Below are 20,292 nucleotides of genomic sequence, written 5' to 3' on the forward strand. Positions count from 1 at the left end.
CCCCACCGCTGTTCGCTCGTTCGTCGTCGTTCGAGACCACGACCAGGGCCGCGCGGCTGTCCGGGTGCGGTGGGCTCGGCCACCAGGTTAGGCGGTGACCGAACCCCTGCCGGGACACCGGCCCGCCCGCACCTCGGGTGCGCGGAGGGGGTGTGCTGGGGAACTGGTGGTCAACCGCTGGTGGCGTAGGTGGCGGTCAGCTCGGCCCTGGCCAGTGTGTGGAACGCGAGGTTGAAGGACACCACGGCGAGACTTGCCTCACCGTCGACCTCCAACCGGGGGACGTCGACCGCGTGCACCACGAAGTAGTAGCGGTGCGGGTGGTCGCCGGGCGGCGGCGCGGCGCCGGTGAAACCGTGGCCACCGAGGTCGTTGCGCACGTGGAAGGCACCGGCGGGCAGGGTGTCGTCGGACGCGCCCGCGCCGGTCGGGAGGTCGGTGACGTCGACGGGCAGGTTCACCACCCCCCAGTGCCAGAACCCGGAGGGCGTCGGGGCGTCCGGGTCGAAGCAGGTCACGACGAAGCTCCGCGTCGCCTCCGGGAAACCCCGCCAGCTGAGCTGGGGAGAGGTGTCGCCGTGCGCGGCGACCTGCGCGTCGGGCAGGGTCTCGCCGTGCCGGATGTCGGAGCTGGTGACGGTGAACGAGCCGACCTCGGGCAGCAGGCGGTAGGGGTCGGGTGCGACGGGGCGGTCCAGGCCCATGTCAGGTGGTCCTTCCTCGTTGTCCGGTGTCACCACCACCGCGCCGAGGGGTCCGGGCTCCACGGGGCCCGGGAGGGCGCGGCGCGGGGTGGCGGGTCCACAAACGACTGTAGTCAGGGTGGAACCGGTGGGCTGTTCGGGCGAGTTCGCCCGCTTCGCCCGCGAGCGGCGATCGACGTCCTGGACGCCGCGCCACCGCGGTGCGGCCCCGTCCCCCGGTGGTGAACCGGTGGGGGGCGGTGACAGGATGGTGATCAGGCGGCGCCGGTCCGGCTCCGGTGCCCGGGCACGACGAGGGGCACGGTCGAGGTCATGGGACAGGTCAAGGCGGAGGTGAGCCGCGAGTTCGACAGGCCGGCCACCCAGGTCTTCGCGGCGATGGCGGACTACGAGGACTCGCGCAGCAGGGTGCTCACCGAGAACTACACCGAGTACGAGGTGCTCGGCGGCGGCCGGGGCGAGGGGACCCGGGTCCGGTGGAAGCTCCAGGCGACGAAGAGCAGGGTGCGGGACTGCGTCATGAACGTCTCCACCCCGCGTGAGACCCAGCTGGTGGAGTCGGACGAGAACTCCTCCCTGGTGACCACGTGGACGGTCGTCGACCTCGGTGACGACCGCAGCCGGGTGACCGGTGTGACGACCTGGGAGGGCGCCGGTGGCGTCAAGGGGTTCTTCGAGCGCATCTTCGCTCCCCTCGGCCTCCGGAAGATCCACCAGCGGCTGCTGGACAACGTCGCGGGCTCGTTGTCCTGAACCCGGCCCGGGCTGGCGGGAAGCGCGCCGGCCCGAGCGCGGCAGGACCAGGCGGACGGTCGTGGCCGGGGAGCGAACCCCTGCGCTCGGCCGTCCGTGGGGGCGCCGGGTGGGGCGGCGGGAGATCCCGGGAGCCCGGCGCGGTGGAGCGGCCGCGCTGACCGGCCCCCGCGCGTTCGCGGCGGGCCTCGGTCCCCACCGGAGCCCCCGAATCGGGCTCGAGCGGCCGCGCGGGCGGTTAGCGTGGGGGCACCGGACCACGGCTTGAGGGGACCCGACGATGCCCACCGACGAGATCGACCACGGCGACCGCGCGCACCGCGTCCGTTTCCCCGGGATCAGCCCGCGTGCCTACGAACATCCCGCTGACCGCGGCGCGCTGGCCACCCTGCGGGCGGTGCCCCCCTTCGCCGCCGTGCTGCGCGCGGTGAACGGTATGACCGGGGAACGCAGCGAACGGCTGCTCTCGCTCGCCTCCCACATCAGGGTCTCCGAGTCGCAGTTCCCGGAACTCCAGGCGTTGCGGCTGGAGTGCGCGTCCACTCTCGACCTCCCGGAGGTCCCGGAGGTCTTCGTCGCCCGCGACCCGAGGCCGAGCGCGGAGTGCGTGGGCATGGACCGGCCCTTCATCGTGCTCACCACCGGGCTGGTCGAGGTGATGGACACCCGGGAGCTGCGCTTCGTCATCGGGCACGAGATGGGGCACGCGCTGTCCGGGCACGCGGTGTACCGGACGTTGATGAACCGGCTCCAGTCCATCATGGCCGGGATGGGCTGGATGCCCGTCGGTTACTGGGGGATCCGCGCGGTGCTCTTCGCGTTGGCCGACTGGTACCGCAGGTCGGAACTGTCCTGCGACCGGGCGGGTCTGCTCTGCGCGCAGGACGCGGGCGCCGCGCTGCGCGCTCACATGATCATGGCGGGTGCCACCGATCCGGACCGGATCGACACCGCCGAGTTCCTCCGGCAGGCCCGGGACTACGACGGGGTGGAGTCGTTGTGGGACAGCCTGTTGAAGCTGCGCCAGTTGGAGATGCGCACCCACCCGCTGGCCGTGGTCCGCGCGGCCGAGCTCCAGCGGTGGGCCGCTGGGGAGGAGTACCGGTCGATCCTGTCCGGGGACTACCCCCGCCGGGAGACCGACGACCCGGCCGCGGACTGGCGGTCGGACATCAGGAAGGGCGCCCGCTCCTACACCGAGTCGCTGGCCCGGTCGGCCGATCCGCTCGCCCGGCTGGCCAACGAGGTCGGCGGCGCGGTGAGCGGCGCGGCGAGCAGGTTCTGGGAGCGTTTCGGGGGATCCCCGGCGGGTGGGGGGCGTAGCGGGGACGAGCCGGCGGACCCGTCGGCGGGGACCGAGGGCACGCGGGGCCCGGGTTCCGAGACTTCCTGACGGCCCGCCGACCGAGCACCCCGAACCCGGCCGGCAGAACGGCGGGGCGTTGGTGGTCACGGTCCGTGGGACGCGGCGCGGCTGATCCGGGCACGTGGATCACCTGCCCGGATGATCTCGGTGGTCCCCACTTGTCCGCCCCACCCCGCCGGGGTTGCCTGGACCCGGGAGCGGGGTCGGAAGGGGCAACCGATGCGTGGGTACGGAGGAGGCCGACGAGGCCGCGCCAGGAGGGTCGCCGGGCTGGTCCTGGCCGGGATCGTGCTCTCCGGGGTCCTCGCGGCGGCGGCGCCGGTGCGGGTGGACCGGACGGCGTCCGAACCCCGGACGGCCGGTTCCCGGACCAACGTCGTGGGCGGTGAGCCCGTGCCGGTCGACGACTACCCCTGGGCCGTCCACCTGACCACCCGCAACGGCGTGGTGTTCTGCGCCGGGGCGCTCGTGGCGGCGGACCGGGTCGTCACCGCCGCCCACTGCCTGCTCGGCGCGAGCGCCGACCGGGTGCGGGTCGTGGTCGGTCGGACGGACAGCGGTGGCGCCGAGGGCCAGAGCCTGCCGGTCGACGGGCTGTGGGTGCACCCCGAGTTCACCACGGCGGTGCGGGGCGACGACGTCGGGCTGCTGCGACTGGCCACCCCCGTCGACCGGGCCACGATCGCGGTGGCCGGTCCGTCGGACACCGACCCGTACCGCCCCGGCACCGCCGCGGAGGTCGTGGGGTGGGGGGCGGAGGAGGAGGGCGGCCTGCCGGGCGGGCCGCTGCGCCGGGTCGTGGTGACGACGCTGTCGGCCGAGGACTGCGCGAGGAGCCATCCCGAGGTGGACGGCGACCGGATGGTCTGCGCGGAGGACGCGGCGGGCCGGGCCGGCTTCTGCCAGGGCGATTCGGGGGCCCCGCTGGTCGCCGAAGGCCTGCTGGTGGGCCTCGCCTCGTTCTCGGCAGGGTGCGCCTCCGAGGATCCCGGCGTGCACACCCGGCTGTCCCACCACCGCGACACCCTCGAGGGCGTGGACGACTGGAGCCGGGCGGTGGCGGGGACGCCCGGCGCCTGAACGGGGCGTCCCGGGCGGGTCAGCCCACGACCAGGCCGACCGAGAGGACCATGAAGACGCCGGCGCAGACGGCGTCGAGGCCGGCGGTGACCCGGGGTCGGCGCAACCGTTCGGAGAGCAGTCCCGCCGCCAGCACGATGCACAGTTCCAGGACCACCGCCACCGCCAGCAGCACGACGCCGAGGACCGCGAGCTGGAGGGTCGAGTTCTGCGCCGAGCCCATGAACTGGGGCAGGAGGGCGAGGGTGAACAGCAGCATCTTCGGGTTGGTCAGGTTGGTCAACAGCCCGCGGAGGTAGGGGCGGCTGGTCTGGGTCGCCGGTGGGGGAGTGCCCTCCGGCGTCCGGTCACCCTCGGCACCGGGCGGGTTCGTCCGTCGGCGGACCAGCCCGAGGAGGATCGACACCGCCAGGTAGGCGAGGTAGCCGGCACCCAGCCACCGGAGGGCGGTCAGCGCCGTGTCGTTGCGCGCCACCAGCAGCCCGACCCCCGACACCACCAGCACGATGTGCAGCGTGACGGCCGTGTGGATGCCCGCGAGGGTCGCCAGCCCCGCCCGGGTCCCGGCCAGCACCGAGGTTCGCAGCAGGAGGAAGACGTCCACGCCCGGTGTGAGGACGAAGACGGCGGTGGCGAGCAGGAACGCCGGCAGTACCGAGGCATCCCAAGACATTGAACAGCTCCTCATGAAATGATCTGGTGATCGAGCGCACATCTGCAGGAAGAATTCCTGTGCTTCTGCAGGCTAACACGACAATATTTCTCGCTCGTGGGGTGTGGTTGTGCGGACCACATGCGGAGAGCGCCCGGTTCGCTACGCTGAGTTCCCTACTGGTGTCCGACGAAAGGAGCAGCAGTGCTGCGCTCTTCAGTCCAGTCGCGCCGCGGGAGGTCGTGGCTGCGGGGCCTCACCTCGTCCCTCGTGCTCGCCCTGGTCGCCGCTCCGGGACTGGCCGCCCCCGCGGCGGCCGCGCTCGACGAACCGGACGCCCCACCCGCCCAGGCCCGCATCGTCGGCGGGACGAACGCCACCACCGAGCAGTACCCGTGGGCCGTCACACTCCTCAACGACGCCGGCAAGCAGTTCTGCGGTGGAGCGCTCGTCGCCGAGGACAAGGTCGTGACCGCCGCGCACTGCGTCGCGGAGACCCGGTCGGGAAAGGTGACCACCCGCAGCCCGGCCAGCCTGCGCGTCGTGGCCGGGCGCACCGACCTGCGCACCGGAGGCGGTCACGACGTGGCCGTCAGCCGGGTGTGGATACACCCCGAGTACGTCTCCTTCACCCAGGGTGAGGACATCGGCGTCCTCACCCTGAGCGAGCCCCTGCCCTACCGGACGCTGCCCGTGGTCGAACGGGACGGGCAGTCCCACTACCGGGCCGGAACCGAGGCCACGGTCATGGGGTGGGGCCGCACCAGCGAGAACGGCGCGAGTTCGAGCGTCCTGCGGGAGGTGGTCGTCCCCCTGGTCACCGACGCGGACTGCGCCAGCGCCTACACCCAGTTCACCGCCCCGCAGATGGTGTGCGCCGGCTACCCCGAGGGCGGCCGGGACGCGTGCGCGGGAGACTCCGGGGGCCCGCTGGTCGTCGGCGGCCGCCTGGTCGGGCTGGTGTCCTTCGGGGACGGGTGCGCGCGTGCCGGCAAACCCGGCGTGTACACGCGGGTGCTGACCTACCGCGACGAACTGCTCGCGCAGCTCGGCCGCTGACCGGCTGTGCTATGCAGGGCACATGCCCAGCACGACCGACCACCGGCCCGAGCGCGTCCAGCACGTCGCACGCGGTGACCAGCTGACCCCGAACCAGCTCTACCAGCTCCTCCAGCTCCGGGTGCGGGTGTTCGTCGTCGAACAGGAGTGCCCGTACCCGGAACTGGACGGCCGCGACCTCGCCCCCACCACCCGCCACCTGTGGAGCACCGAACCGGGCGACGACACCCCGCTGGCCTGCCTCCGCCTGCTGGAGGAGGCGGACGGATCGGTGCGCGTCGGCCGGGTCTGCACCGCGCTCTCGGCCCGAGGCACCGGGCAGGGCCGCCGGCTGATGACCGCCGCGCTGGCGGAGGTCGGGGACCGCGACACCGTCCTGGACGCCCAGACACGGGCGAAGGGCTTCTACGCCGCGTTCGGCTACGCGCAGTGCGGTCCGGAGTACCTGGAGGACGGCATCCCGCACGTCCCGATGCGCCGACCCGCCGCGTCCACCCGGACCGGCGTCCCCGGCTAGGGCGACCGCGAACGGACCCCGCCGCGTCCCGCTCACCCCTCGGGCACGTCGAGGGCCGCCGCGCGCACGGCGGCGACGGCGCGGCGGACGTCTTCCGGAGTGAGGTCGGCACGCGCCCCCAACCGGAGTCGGGATCCGCCGTCGGGCGCCGACGGGGGCCGGAAGCACCCCACGGCCACGCCCGCCTCCCGGCACCGCTCCGCCCAGGCCGCGGCGGCCCTCGGGCCGGGGGCGCGGACCGACACCACGGCCCCCGCCGGCGTGCTGGCCGGCAGTCCCGCCGCCACGAGCCCCCGGGACAGCTCCGCCGACCGAAGCCGCACCCGTGCCGCCAGGCCCGGCTCGGCCCGGAGCACCCGCAACGCCGCCAGCGCCGCCGCGGCCGAGGCCGGGGCGAGCGCCGTGTCGAACAGGAAGGGCCGCGCCGTCTCGACCAGGTGGCGCACCACGGTCCGCGAGCCCAGCACCACTCCCCCCTGCCCACCGAGCGCCTTCGACAGGGTCGCCGTCACCACCACGTCCGGCCGGCCCGCCAGCCCCGCCGCCGCCACTGCCCCCTGGCCCCCCGGGCCCACCACACCGAGGCCGTGCGCGTCGTCCACCAGCAGCGCGGCCCCGAACCGAGAACAGGAGGCGGCCAGCGCCCCCAGGTCGGTGAGGTCCCCGTCCACCGAGAACACCGAGTCGGTGACGACCAGCGCCCGGCGTGACGGATTCGTCGCCAACGCCTCCTCCGCCGCGGCGACGTCGGCGTGCGCGAACGGAACGGTGCTGCCCCGCGCGAGCCGGGCGCCGTCCACCAGGGACGCGTGGTTGTACGCGTCGACCACGACCCTCGTGTTCGGCGTGGCCAGCGCGGTCAGCGCCGCCAGGTTGGCCAGGTAGCCGGAGGAGAGGACGACGGCGGCCTCCGCGCCGCAGAAGTCGGCGATCTCCTCCTCCAGGGCCGCGTGCGCCGTCGTGCTCCCGGTGACCAGGCGCGAACCGGTCGACCCGGCGCCCCAGCGGCGCAGCGCCGCCTCGGCCGCCTCGATGACAGCGGGGTGGCGGGACAGCCCGAGGTAGTCGTTGCCCGCGAGGTCCAGCACCGCCTCCGCGCCGTCCCGAGCCCGGAGCAGCCGCCGGAGCCCGGCCCGTTCCCGCGCGGCGGCCTTCGTCGCGAGCCAGCCGAAGACGTTCCCGACCTCGATCATGCCGGCAGTCTCCCAGCCAGGGTCCTCCCGGCCCGCCCCGTCCCGCCCGGCGCCGTCCCCCACCACCCGCGTGGCGGAACCCCGACCCGGGCCGCGCCCAGCCGCCGAGGCGTCGGCGGGAGCACCCCCGGCAGCGCGCTACGGTGCTCGTCGTGGCCGTGCGCAGCGACACCGAAACCCACGAGCCCCCCGGCCCGCCCCCGGTCGGCTGCCCCCTCGCCGACTACGACCCGTTCTCGCCGGCCTTCGTCGCCGACCCCCATCCCACGCTGCGCGCGCTGCGCCGGCAGCCCGTGGCCTACCACCCGCCCACCGGGTGTTGGGTGGTGAGCCGGCACCGCGACGTGCGCACCGTGCTCACCGACGCCGACACCTTCGCGCCGGACAACGCGCTGCACGCGATCACACCGCTGTCGGTGCCCGCGCTCCGGGTGCTCGCGGAGCACGGCTTCTCCCTGCCACCCACCCTCGCCAACAACGGCACGGCCACCCACCCGGGCCTGCGGCGGCTCGTCGCCGCCCACTTCACCAGCGAACGGGTGCGGGCGGTCACGCCGCTGGCCCGGTCGCTGGTGCGGGACGGGCTGCGGGAGGCCGCCGCCGACCTCGCCGGCACCGGGACCACCGACCTGGCAGAGCGGGTCGCGGCCCACCCACCAGCACGGGTGCTGCTGTCCCTCCTGGGAATGCGGGACGTCGACCCGCGGCTCCTGAAGACGTGGAGCCAGGCCTCCCTCGAACTGTTCTGGGGGAACCCCGGGCCGGACCGGCAGCGTGACCTGGCCGAGGAGGCCGGCGGGTTCCACCGGTGGTTGAGCCGGCTGGTCAGCGGGACGGCCGCGTCACCGGGGGAGGGGGGCCTGCTCGGCGACCTCGTCCGGCACCACCTGCCCGACGGACGGCCGCTCGGCGTGGAGGCGGCGGTCGGGGTCTGCTACTTCCTGCTCATCGCCGGCCAGGAGACGACCAGCCAGCTCGTCAACGCGGCCCTGCACCGGGTGCTCGGAAACCCGGAGCTGTGGCGACGACTGGCCACCGGGGAGCCAGGACTCGCGGCCCACTGCGTGGAGGAGGTGCTGCGCCTGGACACCCCGGTGCTCACCTGGCGGCGGGTCACCACCCGTCCCACCGTCCTGTCCGGAGTGGAGCTGCCCGCCGGCGCCGCCGTCCTGGCGCAGCTGCTGGGCGCGGGCTCCGACCCGGACCTCGTCGCCGAACCGGACCGCTTCCGACCCGGTCGCCCGAACGCGCGCCGGCACCTCGCCTTCGGCCTGGGCCGTCACGTCTGCCTGGGCGCCGGCCTGGCCCGCGTCGAGGCCGAGGTCGCGTTGGACGAGACAGCCCGCGCCTTCCCTCGGCTCGTCCGGATGGAGGGACGGCCGCCGATGCTGGGGCTGCTCTCCTTCCGCGCCCCCGCCCGCGTCCTGGTCGGACTCCCCCGTGGGGGCCGGGACGGCGCCGGCGGCCGTCCACCCGGCACCGGCGACGGATCGTTGTACTAAGATCATCACCGTCCGGCCACCGGCGCATCCGGCACGCACGGTGCCTCTCGACCGGGCCAGGGTCCGGCCCGCCGGCGAGACCGGCCCCACCCCACGAGGGGCCGGCAGCCCCACCAGTCGTCGAGGTCACCGGTCGTGGGTGGCGGAGCGACCACCTCCGAGTGGAGCCGCGCACGCCGCCCCGTCGACGCCCACCCGAGCGGCGACCGCTCCACACCCGAACGTGTGCGGGGAGTACGGTCGTCGACGACGGACCGTGATCCACTCCCGAGGATCGCCCGGACAGCCCGGACCGACATCGGTGTCCATCGACCACCCGCCACGCCCGACGCCCGCCCGCGGGGTCCGGCGGCAGAGGGGAGCAACAGTGACGAGCGGCCGGGTCTCCTTCGTCGGAGCCGGTCCTGGTGCGGCCGACCTGTTGACGGTGCGCGGCGCGCGGCGGCTCGCCGAGGCCGACGTGGTGCTGTGGGCACCGGCTCAGGTGACCCAGGACTGCCTCCGGGAACACGCCAACGCCGAGGCCGACCTGGTCGACCTGTCGCGGACCTCGGCCGAGGGGGTCAACCAGATCTACCGCCAGGCGGCGGCGGGCCGGCAGCGGGTCGTCCGGCTCTGCCCCGGGGACCCCGCGCTGTGGGGAGGGATCCGCGAGCAGCACGAGACGTGCCGGCGGTTCGGCCTCACCGTGGAGATCATCCCGGGCGTGTCCACCGTGTCCAGCGCCGTCGCCGAGGTCGGGCGCGAGCTGACCACCTCGGACGGTGGCCAGGCTGTGCTGCTGACCACCGCCGACGGTCGGTCGGACGGGGTTCCCGACACCGCGGAGCTGATCGGCGTCGCCGAGCGGGGCGGCACGGTGGGCGTCCTCCTGGCGGGGGCGCGCGCGGGGCGCCTCGCGGAGCGGCTGCTCGAAGCCGGGTTCCGCGAGGACACCCCCGCCCTCGTCGGCTACAAGCCCACCTGGCCGGACGGCTTCGTCGTGCCGACCACGGTCGCCGGCCTCGAGGCGACCGTCAAGGAACGCCGCCTCTGGCAGCAGACGCTCTTCCTGGTCGGCGACGCCCTCGCCACCAGCACCACCAGGGCTGGCGGCGCCGCCGGCTACCGCGCCACCCGGAGCGGGACGTCGTCCAGCGCCGACGGCGGGGAGCACCGGCGGAGGTGGAACGAGCGGTCCCGCGCCAGGAACGGATCGGAACGGTGGCAGCCGCGCGCCGCCGGCCACGACGACGGCGCCGCCGGGACGGCGACGACGAACGGCCAGGACTCGTCCGCTCAGGACGCGAGCGGCTGGCGCCGCTCCGGTGATCAGGCTGAGCAGTCCAGGCGGCCCGGCGGCCCCACCGCCGAGGTGGCCTGGTGGGCCGTGCGGGACTGGCAGGAGTCGGCGAGGGCACCGGGGCCCCGCCAGCCCCGATCCGCCCGCCCTCGGCCGGACGCGGCGCACCCCGACCTGTTCGCGACGGACACCACCACGGCACCCGAACCCCCACCGGCGGATCCCCCCGCGGAACGGCCAGGCGCCGGCGACCAGGCGGCCCAGACGGCCGAGTCGACACCCGCCCCGGCCGGCGCCGTCCCCGACACCAGCGGGCCTGGCGAGCGGTCGGAGCCCGAGCACACCGTCGAACAACCACGCTCCGCCGGCCGATCACAACGCCAGCGGCCCACCCCCACCACGGCGGGCGAGCCGGCCACCACCGAGCGCGGCGGCGGTGGACGGGGCCGCGCGGCCAGGTCGGCACCGTCGGCGGCGACCCGGAAGACCACGAACCGCAGGTCCACCCGAGGGCGACGGGCCGACGCCTCGGACTGAGCACCGCCCACCCACCGGCGAGTACGCGCGGACCGCCGCCGTTGTCCCCCGGTGCCTGATCTGCGACGCTGTCGGCCGCCGGCAGGATGGATCCGGCGGTGGCCCGCGCACGCGACCACCGGCTCGGCGACGGCCGGCCCGGACGACGGACGGAGTGGTGGACAGGTGACGGTGACGGTGATCGGCATCGACGGCGGCGCGCTCCCCCCGGCGGCGGCCGCGAGACTGGAGGGCGCGCGAATGGTCGTCGGGGCATCGCGCCTCCTCGACCGGCACGCCCCCACCGGAACGCGCACCGTCGAACTGGGCCCCTGGGAACCCGTGGTGCGGGAACTGCGGGCGTTGGGCGAGCAGGCGCACGCCGTGGTCCTGGCCGAGGGCGACCCCGGCTTCTTCGGGCTGGTACGCACCTTGCGCGAACACGGACTGCGGCCCGAGGTGATCCCCGGCACCACCAGCGTGCAACGGCTCGCGGCCGAGCTCGGCCGACCCTGGGACGACCTGCCGATCGTAACCGCCGGCGGCCGGGACCTCCGGCGCGCGCTCAACGTCTGCCGCGCGCGCCCCTCGGTGGCGGTGCTCACCGCCACCGGAGCCGGACCCGCCGAGATCGGGGCGGGCCTGCGCGGGTGGCGGCGAACCCTCGTGGTCGTGGAGGACCCCGGGACCGAGGACCAGCGGGTGTCCACCGTGGACCCCGCCGGCGCCGCGGCCCGCCGCTGGCGCGAGCCCAACCTCCTGTTCTCCCTGGCCGACCCGGAGGGGCCAGGCGAGCCGACCTGGCTGGCCGGGGCCGCCTCGGCCACCACCGGGATCGGCGCCCAGGGGTGGGCGTTACCGGAGGACACCTTCTCGCAGCGGCCCGGCCTGGTCAGCAGGGCCGAGCTCCGCGCCCTCGCCCTGGCCCGGCTCGGGCCCGCACCCGGCTGCCTCGTGTGGGACGTGTGCGCCGGATCGGGTGCCGTCTCGGTGGAGGCCGCCCGCCTCGGCGCCGCCGTGATCAGCATCGACCACGACCCGGTGCAGTGCGCCCGGATCATCGCCAACGCCGCCGCCCTCGGGGTGGAGCCCCGTGTCGTGGAGGGCGTCGTCCCCGACGCCTTCGCCGACCTGCCCCAGCCGGACGCGGTCTTCGTCGGTGGCGGCGGCGCCGAGGTGGTCCGCGCCGTCGCGGCCGTCGGCGCGCCCCGGGTCGTCGTCTCCCTGTCCACCTCGGACCTGATCGGCCCCACCCGGACGATCCTGGCCAACACGGGGTACCAGGTCGAGGGCCGGCAACTCGCCGTCAGCCGGATGGTGTCCACCGCCCAGGGACTCACCCGCTTCGTGGCCGAGGACCCCTCCTTCCTGGTGTGGGCGACCTCCACCCCCTCGCGGACCGGCTGATCGGAGCCGACCCGCCCGCACCGTGAGACGCCGACCACGCACCGTGTTCCCGCCGGGCCCCCGGGGAATAGGGTCTGCGCCATGAGTCGCGCGCAGCCCTACCTCAGCGGTCTCCTGCTCGCTGGCCGCCGAGTCCTGGTCGTGGGTGGCGGCACCGTGGCGCAACGTCGGATACCCCGGTTGCTGAGGTCGGGAGCGCGGGTCGAGGTCGTCGCCCCGGAGGCGACACCGGCGGTGGAGGCGATGGCCACCGCCGGGGAACTGACCTGGACCCGACGGGCCTACCGCGACGGTGACCTGGTCGACGCGTGGTACGCGCTGGCCTGCACCAGCGATGCCGTCGTCAACGAGGAGGTGGCGCGGGAGGCGGAACGCGCCCGCGTCTTCTGCGTGCGGGCCGACCTGGCGGTCCACGGCAGCGCGGTGACCCCGGCGGTCGGGACGCACGACGACGTCGAGGTCGGTGTCCTCACCGGAGGACGTCCCCGCCGCTCCGCGGCGGTGCGGGACGCCGTGGTCGCGGCGCTCCAGTCCGGGGTGGTCGACGACCACGCCGAACCGGCAGCCCCCGGGGTGGCCCTCGTCGGCGGCGGACCGGGGGACCCCGAGCTCGTCACGGTGCGGGGACGCCGGCTGCTCGCCAGGGCCGACGTCGTCGTCACCGACCGGCTCGGACCGCGCGAGCTCCTGGAGGAGCTGGGGCCGCACGTGGAGGTCGTCGACGCCGCGAAGATCCCCTACGGCCGGGCGGCCAACCAGGACGTGATCAACGAACTCCTGGTCCGGCACGCCCGCGCCGGCAAGTTCGTGGTGCGGCTCAAGGGCGGCGACCCCTATGTTTTCGGCCGGGGCTTCGAGGAGGTGTTGGCCTGCGTGGAGGCCGGCGTCCCTGTCACCGTCGTGCCCGGGGTGACCAGTGCCTTCGCCGTACCCGCCGTGGCCGGTGTCCCGGTGACCCACCGAGGGGTCGCCCACGAGGTGGTCGTGGTGTCCGGGCACGTGGCCCCGGGCGATCCCCGCTCCCTCACCGACTGGCCCGCGTTGGCCCGGCTGCGGGGCACCCTGGTGCTGTTGATGGGTGTCGACCGGCTCGACGCCTTCGCCCGTGTCCTCCTCGAGCACGGCCGGGCCGCCGACACCCCGGTGAGCGTGATCGCCGACGGCACGATGACGGGGCAGCGGGTGCTGCGGTCGACCTTGGGTGAGGCGGCCGAACGGGTCCGGGCCGAGGACGTCCGCCCGCCCGCCGTGATCGTCATCGGCGACGTCGTCGCCGTGGGGGGCGACGCCGGGGAGGCGTGACCACAGGGGAGGGGCGGCCCAGCGGGCGGGCTCCCCCCGGACCGGTGGAACGCCGACGGCGCGACCCGCTCGGCCGACGCGATCACCCGGGGGACGGTCCCGGCCCGGCCCCGCCCGGGGAGGCGGTCGGCTCGCCGGGCGGCTCCTCCGCGCGCAGCCGGTCGAACGCGGCGCCGAGCACCCGAAGTTCCTCCTCGGACAGGCGGCCGGCGAAACACCGTTCCACGACCTCGGCGTTGGTCCTGATGGCCGCCACCTGGAGACGTCGTCCCAGCGAGGTCAGCCGGACCCGCACCGCCCGGGAATCCCCCGGCGCGGTCGTCCGCTCCAGCAGACCACGTCGGGTGAGGCGGTCGACCAGCCGGCTCACCGCGCTCTGGCTGAGCACCACCCGTCCGGTCAGCTCGCTCAGACCCACCCCGCCGGTGGGGATGTTGACGACCGTGTCGAACTCGCTGACCGACAGGCCGTGCCGAGCCGTCAGCTCCCGTTCCAGTTCCCGGAGCACCGAGGAGTGGACCTCCATCAGCGAGCGCCACACCCCGACCCGTCGCCGGGTGGCGGCGCGCCCCGCCCGCACGTCCACCCCGGTCACCGCTGGTCCCCGAACAGCAGGTCCTCGAAGGGAGTGGGCTGTTCGAACCCGTCCCGGCGGTCGGTCGACCCCGGTTCGCGGGCCGCGACCAGCGTGGCGAGCTCCTCCGCCGCCCGGCCGATCCGCTCGGCCAGCGCGGTGTCCGCGCCGCCGCCGGCCCAGTCCTCGGGTGCCGCGTAGACGGCGGTGGGCACGACCACCGACCGGAGGTAGGAGAAGAGGGGGCGCACGGCGTGCTCCAGGGCGAGGGAGTGCCGTGCCGTCCCCCCGGTGGCGCCGGCGAGCACCGGCGTCCCAACGAGCAGGTCGGGGTCCAGGACGTCGAAGAACATCTTGAACAGGCCGCTGTAGGAGGCGCTGAAGACCGGGGTGACGGCGACCAGTCCGTCACTGGCCCCCACCCGCTCGACCACCTCCCCGAGCGGCCCGGTCGCGAACCCGGTGAGCAGCGTGTTCGCCAGGCTCCTGGCGTGGTCCCGCAGTTCGACCACCTCCAGGTCGACCTGGAGGCCCCGGTCGGTCAACCGGGCGGTGGTGGCCTCGGCCAACCGGTCGGCCAACAGCCGCGTCGACGAGGGCTGGCCGATGCCGGCGCTGATCACCGTGATGGTCCTGGTCGTCACGCGGTGCCCTCCTCCGAGGTCGTGCCACCCCGGGAGCCTCCGGCGCGCAGGCTCTGGTGGGTGGGGGCGGTCGGGACGTGCGCCGGGCGCAGCGACTCGAACTCGCGCCGCAGCACCGGGATGACCTCCTCACCGAGCAGGTCCAACTGCTCGAGCACCGTCTTGAGGGGGAGGCCGGCGTGGTCGACGAGGAAGAGCTGCCGCTGGTAGTCGCCGAAGTACTCGCGGAAGCGCAGGGTGCGGTCGATGGCCTCCTGGGGGCTGCCCACCGTCAGCGGCGTCTGCTCGGTGAACTCCTCCAGGGAGGGACCGTGCCCGTAGACGGGCGCGTTGTCGAAGTACGGCCGGAACTCCCGCACCGCGTCCTGCGAGTTGCGCCGCAGGAACACCTGACCGCCCAGACCCACGATGGCCTGGTCCGCGGATCCGTGGCCGTAGTGCTCGAAGCGGGTCCGGTACAGCTCGATCAGTCGGGCGAAGTGGTCCTTGGGCCAGAAGATGTTGTTGGCGAAGAAGCCGTCGCCGTAGTAGGCGGCCTGCTCGGCGATCTCCGGGCTCCGGATCGACCCGTGCCAGACGAAGGGGGGCACGCCGTCGAGCGGGCGGGGGGTGGAGGTGAAGGACTGGAGCGGGGTGCGGAACCGCCCCTCCCAGTCGACGACGTCCTCCCGCCACAGGCGGTGCAGCAGGTGGTAGTTCTCGATCGCCAGCGGGATGCCCTGGCGGATGTCCTGGCCGAACCACGGGTAGACCGGCCCGGTGTTGCCCCGGCCCAGCATCAGGTCCACCCTGCCGTCCGCGAGGTGCTGCAACATCGCGAAGTCCTCGGCGATCTTGACCGGGTCGTTCGTGGTGATGAGCGTGGTGGCGGTGGACAGGATGAGCCGTTCGGTCCGCGCCGCGACGTAACCGAGCATGGTGGTGGGGGACGAGGGGACGAAGGGCGGGTTGTGGTGCTCGCCGGTGGCGAACACGTCGAGGCCGACCTCCTCGGCCTTCAGCGCGATCCGCACCATCGCCCTGATCCGCTCGGCCTCGGTGGGGGTTGTGCCGTTCGTCGGGTCGGGTGTGACGTCACCGACGCTGAAGATCCCGAACTGCATCTCCGACAGCCTCCTCAGGTTGTATGCGCATGCATCAACGCTGCCTCGGCGTTCTCTATTCCCGGTCGGGTACCCGGCTCCGGCGGGCGCCAGGGCACGGGACGAACCGCGCTCCGCGCCCGGTCAGCCCGGACCCGCCACCGACCGCGGCCGGGAGCTGGTCAGGACACCGGGCCGAGGGCGCCCGGCATCGGGATCACCATCGGTGTTCCCGCGTGCGGATCGGGGACGACGTCGCAGGCCAGGCCGAAGACCTCCGTGACCAGCTCGGCGCGCAGCACCTCCGAGGGCGGCCCCTGCGCGACGACACGACCGCCGTCCATCACCACCAGGTGGGTGGCGTACCGCGCGGCCTGGTTGAGGTCGTGGAGGACGGCGACGACGGTCCGCCCCTCCCGGTGCATCCGCGCGCACAGCTCCAGCACCTCGAACTGGTGCGCGATGTCGAGGAACGTCGTCGGCTCGTCCAGCAACACGATGTCCGTGCCCTGCGCCAGGACCAGGGCGAACCAGGCCCGCTGCCGTTGGCCCCCGGACAGCTCGCTCACCGGCCGGTGCGCCTCCTCGGTCAGGCCAACCCGCTCCAACGCCTCCGCCACCGCCGCGTCGTCGGACTCGCTCCACTGCCGCAGCAGCGTGTGGTGCGGGTAGCGGCCCCGCCCGACGAGCTGCCGGACCGTGATCCGCTCGGGGGTCACCGGGCTCTGGGGCAGCAGCGCCAGCCGCCGGGCGACCGCCTTGCCCCGGTACCGCGACAGCTCCACGCCGTGGAGCACCACCCGTCCCGAGGTGGGGCGGACCACGCGGGCCAGGGACTTCAGCACCGTCGACTTCCCGCAACCGTTCGGACCGATGACCACCGTCAGCCCGCCGTGCGGGATGTCCAGGCTCAGCTCCCGGACGACGGGCTCGCCGCCGTAGCCGAGGGTGACCGACTCGGCCCGCAGGCTCCAGGACGTCACGTCCCCGTCGTCGACGCTCACAACGTGCCCTTCCGCCATTCGAGGATCAGGAGGTAACCGAGGTAGGCGCCACCGAGCCCCATCGTGAACACACCGACGGGCAACCGGTCACCGATCGGGGAGTGCTGGGCCACCAGGTCCGCCAACACCAGCAGCAGCCCGCCGGTCAGGCCAGCCAGCACCAGGTTCGGACCCGCCGCCCGGGACAGCCGTTTCGCGATGTTGGGCGCGGTCAGCGCGACGAAGGCGATCGGGCCGGCCACGCTGACGGCCGCCGCGGAGAGCAGCACGGACAGGACGACCGCCCACGTCCGCGTCCGGTTCGGCTCGGCGCCGAGGCCGTCCGACACCTCATCACCCATCTCCGTGATCGCCACCCGCCCCGCCAGGAGCGCCACGGCGGGCAGGATGAGCGCGAGGCAGAGCCAGACGGTCAACGCGTGCTCCCAGGAACGCGCCGACAGGCTGCCGTTGAGGTAGGCCGACAGCACCGAGGAGCGGTCCCGGGCCACCGCGAACACCACGTACTGCGTCAGGGCGGTCGACAACGCCGCCACCCCGATCCCGGCGATGATCAACCGCCCCGGGTGGCGGAACCCGCTCCCGGTGGCGAGGTAGACCAGGCCGACGGCGACGAAACCACCCAGCACCGCACCCACCGGGACGGGGAGCGACCCGGGCAGGAGCAACGCCACCAGCGCCGCGCCAGCGCCCGCGCCGGCACCCACGCCGATCACGTCCGGACTGCCCAGCGGGTTGCGCGCCACCGACTGGAAGAGAGCTCCCGCGATCCCCAACGCCAGACCGGTGCCCACCGCCACCACCACCCGGGGGCCGCTCAGCCGTTCCAGGGCGAACAGGGTCTGCCGGTCCAGTTCGCCGGTCAGGATGGCCGGGAAGCTCTCCAGCGGAACCCCGAGGGGGCCGAGGGCGATCGTCGCGACGGCCGACACCAGCGTCGCCACCAGCAGCAGCGCGCCCACCACCACCGACCGCCACCGGAAGGGCACCGCGACCACCGAGCCCAGCCGGAGGGTCGCCGTCCGCGTCGACGACGCCGTCATGTGGCACCCCGCATCCCGCGCACCGTGTAGAGGAGGAGCGGCGCACCGGCGAAGGCGGCCACCACGCCCACCATCAACTCCTGCGGCCGCATCACCACCCGCCCGACGACGTCGGCGACCAGCAGCAGGGACGGGCCGAGCAGCAGCGCGAACGGGATCTGCTGGCGGAAGTCGATGCCGACGAACGCCCGCACGATGTGCGGGACGGCCAGCCCCACGAAGACGATCGGACCGGCGGCGGCGGTCGCCGCCGCGCTGAGCAGCGTCGCCGCCGCCAGCCCACCAGCCCGGACCAGGGCGGTGTTCACCCCGACCGAGAGCGCGGCCTCCTCACCGAGGGCGAGCCCGTTCAGACCGGGGGTGACCAGCGCCGTCAGCGCGAGACCGAACACGGCGAAGGGGAGCACCGCCAGCACGACGTCCATGTCCCGCCCGGCCAGCGACCCGACGACCCAGGTGCGGTAGCCGTCGAAGACGTTGGGCAGGCTCAGCGCGACGGCCTGGATGTAGGCGCCGAGCACGGCCGAGACGACGGCACCGGCCAGCACCAGGCGAACCAGGCCGGCGCCCGGTCCGGCGGCGCCGATTGCGTAGACGAGCACACCGGCCACCACCGCTCCCGGCAGCGCCCACCAGACGCTGCTGGCCGCGCCGGAGACCCCGAGGAAGGCGGAGGCGGTCACGATGCCCGCAGCCGCCCCCATGTTCACGCCGAGCAACCCGGGTTCGGCCAGCGGATTGCGGGTGACCCCCTGGAGCAGGGTCCCCGCGACCGCGAGCCCCGCGCCCGCCAACAGCCCCAGCACGGTGCGCGGGTACCTGCTCTCGATCACCGCGGCGGTGAACGGGTCGGCGGTGCCGGCGAGGGTGTCGAGGACGTCGCCGAGCGAGGTCTCCCGGGAACCGAGCACCAGGCTGGCCAGCACCGCTCCCGCGAGGAGCAGCAGGCCTGCGACCAGCAGCAGCGTGTAGCGCGGCGCCCCGGAGGTGGTCCGGGCCGGCGGGGTCCGCGAGGAGGACGAGCTCATGCCGGCGTCAGGAGATCCGGCTCACCGCGTCGTCGATGAGCGGCAGGTACCGGTCGATCACCCAGGGCACCGTCAGCGGGTTGATGACGGACGAGGCCGTGACGAACGCGTTGTCGTCACTGGCCACGAGGGCGCCGCTGGCGACGGCGGGGATCTCCGCGTACAGCGGCTGCGACTCGATCTGCTCCCTCGTCTCCTCGTCCGAGTAGAAGGTGAAGACCAGGTCGCTGTCCTGGAGGAGATCCGCCTGTTCCAGGCCGATCAGAGCCGAGTCCGTGCCCTCGGTCTCCGGGAGGGTCTCGGCGACGGGGTCCACGGTGAGGCCGAGCCCGGAGACCATCGCGACCCGCTGCTCGTCCGGCAGGAACACCCCGAGCGAGCCGGGGCCGTTGGTGTAGATGTAGGAGAAGGTGACGTCGGCGTACTCGGGGCGCGACTCGGCGGCCTCGGCCCACTGGCGCTCGATGTCCGACTTCAGCTCCTCGGCCTGCTCGCCCTTGCCCAGGGCCTGTCCGATGAGGTCGATCTGCTCGTCCCAGTCGGTGCTCCAGGCCAGGTCGGGGTAGGCGACCGTGGGGGCGATGTCGTTGAGGATGTCGAACTGCTCCTGGGTGATCCCGGACCAGGGGGCGAGGATGACGTCCGGTTCGAGCGCGAGCACCGCCGCGATGTCGATGTCCTCACCACCGGTGAACAGCTCGGGCAGCTCGTCGCCGCGTTCCTCGACCGCCTCCCGGATCCACGGCAGGTGGCCGGACTCGTCAGCGGCCCAGTCGTAACGCTCGACACCGACGGGGGTCTGCCCCAGGGCGATGGCCGTCTCGGTCGAACCCTGCCCCAGGGTCACGATCCGCTCGGGCGCCTCCGGGATCTCGGCCGTCCCCAACGCGCTCCCGATCGAGACCGGGAACGCACCCCCGCCAGCGGTGTCCTGCCCGCCCTCCGCGCCACCGTCCTCGGTGGACGTCCCGCACGCCGTGCCGCCCAACACCGCCACGGCCACCAGCGCCGTCGCCGCGCGCACCCGGGCGCCACTCCACACTGAGCTCATCGCTTGGTTTCCCTCGGTTCGTGGTTGCGCCTCCACCCAGGAGGCGGACGAGACCGACGACGCCTGGGTGGCCCCGTGGCCCCACATCCGGCCGCCGTGGCGCGCACGGCGGGAACGGCTGCCGGCGGCACAGGTCAGCCACAGGTAAGACTAACCTAACAAGGTGAAATCCTGATCAGCGTGGAGTGTGGCCGGCACCATGGCAGCCGACGGGAACGCGACGCCTCGTGATGATCCCCGCCACTGGCGACCCCCTGCGGTGGACCGGGCTACCGCAGGAGGTGAGAGCGCGCGTGACCGCCTGATGGGGGTGCGACCTGATCGGGTGCGGCGGCGCCGCGCGGCCGAGGCGACGGGCATCCGGCCCCGACCCGGGCTCACCGGGCGCGACCCCGGCCAGTGCGCGGACCGGGTCCCGGCGGGGGCGGGAGGCACGCCGGGCGGGCCGCCCGACGGGCGCGGCTCACCACCCGGGGTGCCCCGTGGGGGTCCCATCCGCCCGAGGACGTGCGGCCCCGGACATGCCGCACGCC

The 20,292-nt window shown here is 74.4% G+C and carries 19 protein-coding genes; 9 read left to right on the top strand and 10 right to left on the bottom strand.

Going from position 1 to position 20,292, the window contains the following annotated elements:
* Nucleotides 1-170 precede the first annotated feature (170 nt).
* Nucleotides 171-704, bottom strand: coding sequence for a YbhB/YbcL family Raf kinase inhibitor-like protein (locus C1701_RS19565; RefSeq protein WP_026419940.1), 534 nt, complete (start codon nt 702-704; stop codon nt 171-173).
* Between the two features lie 312 nt (nt 705-1,016).
* Here C1701_RS19565 and C1701_RS19570 point away from each other — a divergent pair, with 312 nt between their 5' ends.
* From C1701_RS19570 to C1701_RS19580, 3 genes are all read left to right on the top strand, one after another.
* Nucleotides 1,017-1,457 carry an SRPBCC family protein gene (locus C1701_RS19570; protein WP_103056406.1) on the top strand — a complete coding sequence of 147 codons (441 nt, stop codon included), beginning with the start codon at nt 1,017-1,019 and terminating at the stop codon, nt 1,455-1,457.
* Nucleotides 1,458-1,737: 280 nt separating this feature from the next.
* Nucleotides 1,738-2,850 (top strand): M48 family metallopeptidase, encoded by a 1,113-nt coding sequence (locus tag C1701_RS19575; protein WP_103056407.1) that lies wholly within the window; start codon nt 1,738-1,740, stop codon nt 2,848-2,850.
* A 192-nt stretch (nt 2,851-3,042) separates the two neighbouring features.
* A complete protein-coding gene (locus C1701_RS19580) occupies nt 3,043-3,903 on the top strand; it encodes a S1 family peptidase (RefSeq protein WP_051314213.1) in 861 nt (286 codons plus the stop codon).
* Between the two features lie 19 nt (nt 3,904-3,922).
* On the opposite strand, the gene C1701_RS19585 is transcribed toward C1701_RS19580, so the two are convergent.
* Entirely contained in the window at nt 3,923-4,576 is a 654-nt protein-coding gene (locus C1701_RS19585; RefSeq protein ID WP_026419943.1) for a LysE family translocator, read from the bottom strand.
* Nucleotides 4,577-4,759: 183 nt separating this feature from the next.
* Between C1701_RS19585 and C1701_RS19590 the strand changes: the two genes are divergently transcribed.
* Both C1701_RS19590 and C1701_RS19595 read left to right on the top strand, forming a co-directional pair.
* The gene (locus tag C1701_RS19590) at nt 4,760-5,614 is read left to right on the top strand and encodes a S1 family peptidase (protein WP_026419944.1); all 855 of its coding nucleotides are present in this window, start codon (nt 4,760-4,762) and stop codon (nt 5,612-5,614) included.
* Between the two features lie 22 nt (nt 5,615-5,636).
* Nucleotides 5,637-6,131, top strand: coding sequence for a GNAT family N-acetyltransferase (locus tag C1701_RS19595; RefSeq protein WP_026419945.1), 495 nt, complete (start codon nt 5,637-5,639; stop codon nt 6,129-6,131).
* Between the two features lie 32 nt (nt 6,132-6,163).
* Here C1701_RS19595 and C1701_RS19600 read toward each other — a convergent pair whose 3' ends face one another.
* Complete coding sequence (locus C1701_RS19600) at nt 6,164-7,324, bottom strand: aminotransferase class I/II-fold pyridoxal phosphate-dependent enzyme (protein WP_026419946.1); 1,161 nt, start codon at nt 7,322-7,324, stop codon at nt 6,164-6,166.
* Nucleotides 7,325-7,476: 152 nt separating this feature from the next.
* Between C1701_RS19600 and C1701_RS19605 the strand changes: the two genes are divergently transcribed.
* From C1701_RS19605 to cobA, 4 genes are all read left to right on the top strand, one after another.
* Entirely contained in the window at nt 7,477-8,826 is a 1,350-nt protein-coding gene (locus C1701_RS19605) for a cytochrome P450 (RefSeq protein ID WP_337661833.1), read from the top strand.
* A gap of 367 nt (nt 8,827-9,193) precedes the next feature.
* On the top strand, nt 9,194-10,645 hold the full coding sequence (locus tag C1701_RS19610) for an SAM-dependent methyltransferase (RefSeq protein ID WP_337661834.1): 1,452 nt from the start codon (nt 9,194-9,196) through the stop codon (nt 10,643-10,645).
* Between the two features lie 165 nt (nt 10,646-10,810).
* Nucleotides 10,811-12,031 carry a precorrin-6y C5,15-methyltransferase (decarboxylating) subunit CbiE gene (cbiE, locus tag C1701_RS19615; protein WP_035292732.1) on the top strand — a complete coding sequence of 407 codons (1,221 nt, stop codon included), beginning with the start codon at nt 10,811-10,813 and terminating at the stop codon, nt 12,029-12,031.
* Between the two features lie 81 nt (nt 12,032-12,112).
* Entirely contained in the window at nt 12,113-13,333 is a 1,221-nt protein-coding gene (gene cobA, locus C1701_RS19620; RefSeq protein WP_103056409.1) for a uroporphyrinogen-III C-methyltransferase, read from the top strand.
* Nucleotides 13,334-13,415: 82 nt separating this feature from the next.
* Here cobA and C1701_RS19625 read toward each other — a convergent pair whose 3' ends face one another.
* The 7 genes from C1701_RS19625 to C1701_RS19655 all read right to left on the bottom strand — a co-directional run bounded on the left by C1701_RS19625 (nt 13,416) and on the right by C1701_RS19655 (nt 19,759).
* Complete coding sequence (locus tag C1701_RS19625; RefSeq protein ID WP_026419948.1) at nt 13,416-13,928, bottom strand: MarR family winged helix-turn-helix transcriptional regulator; 513 nt, start codon at nt 13,926-13,928, stop codon at nt 13,416-13,418.
* Nucleotides 13,925-14,551 (bottom strand): FMN reductase, encoded by a 627-nt coding sequence (locus tag C1701_RS19630; protein WP_030104855.1) that lies wholly within the window; start codon nt 14,549-14,551, stop codon nt 13,925-13,927. Before C1701_RS19630 ends, C1701_RS19625 begins: the two co-directional genes overlap by 4 nt.
* Complete coding sequence (locus C1701_RS19635; protein ID WP_103056410.1) at nt 14,548-15,654, bottom strand: LLM class flavin-dependent oxidoreductase; 1,107 nt, start codon at nt 15,652-15,654, stop codon at nt 14,548-14,550. Before C1701_RS19635 ends, C1701_RS19630 begins: the two co-directional genes overlap by 4 nt.
* 161 nt (nt 15,655-15,815) lie before the next feature.
* The gene (locus C1701_RS19640) at nt 15,816-16,637 is read right to left on the bottom strand and encodes an ABC transporter ATP-binding protein (RefSeq protein WP_245588904.1); all 822 of its coding nucleotides are present in this window, start codon (nt 16,635-16,637) and stop codon (nt 15,816-15,818) included.
* Nucleotides 16,634-17,680, bottom strand: coding sequence for a FecCD family ABC transporter permease (locus C1701_RS19645; protein ID WP_103056411.1), 1,047 nt, complete (start codon nt 17,678-17,680; stop codon nt 16,634-16,636). The genes C1701_RS19640 and C1701_RS19645 overlap by 4 nt, the downstream gene beginning before the upstream one ends.
* Nucleotides 17,677-18,708, bottom strand: a complete 1,032-nt coding sequence (locus C1701_RS19650; protein WP_030104852.1) for a FecCD family ABC transporter permease — start codon at nt 18,706-18,708, stop codon at nt 17,677-17,679. The genes C1701_RS19645 and C1701_RS19650 overlap by 4 nt, the downstream gene beginning before the upstream one ends.
* A 7-nt stretch (nt 18,709-18,715) precedes the next feature.
* Nucleotides 18,716-19,759 carry an iron-siderophore ABC transporter substrate-binding protein gene (locus C1701_RS19655; RefSeq protein ID WP_103056412.1) on the bottom strand — a complete coding sequence of 348 codons (1,044 nt, stop codon included), beginning with the start codon at nt 19,757-19,759 and terminating at the stop codon, nt 18,716-18,718.
* Nucleotides 19,760-20,292: the final 533 nt, after the last annotated feature.

The sequence above is a fragment of the Actinoalloteichus sp. AHMU CJ021 genome (genome assembly GCF_002895405.1).
Taxonomy (GTDB): domain Bacteria; phylum Actinomycetota; class Actinomycetes; order Mycobacteriales; family Pseudonocardiaceae; genus Actinoalloteichus_B; species Actinoalloteichus_B caeruleus.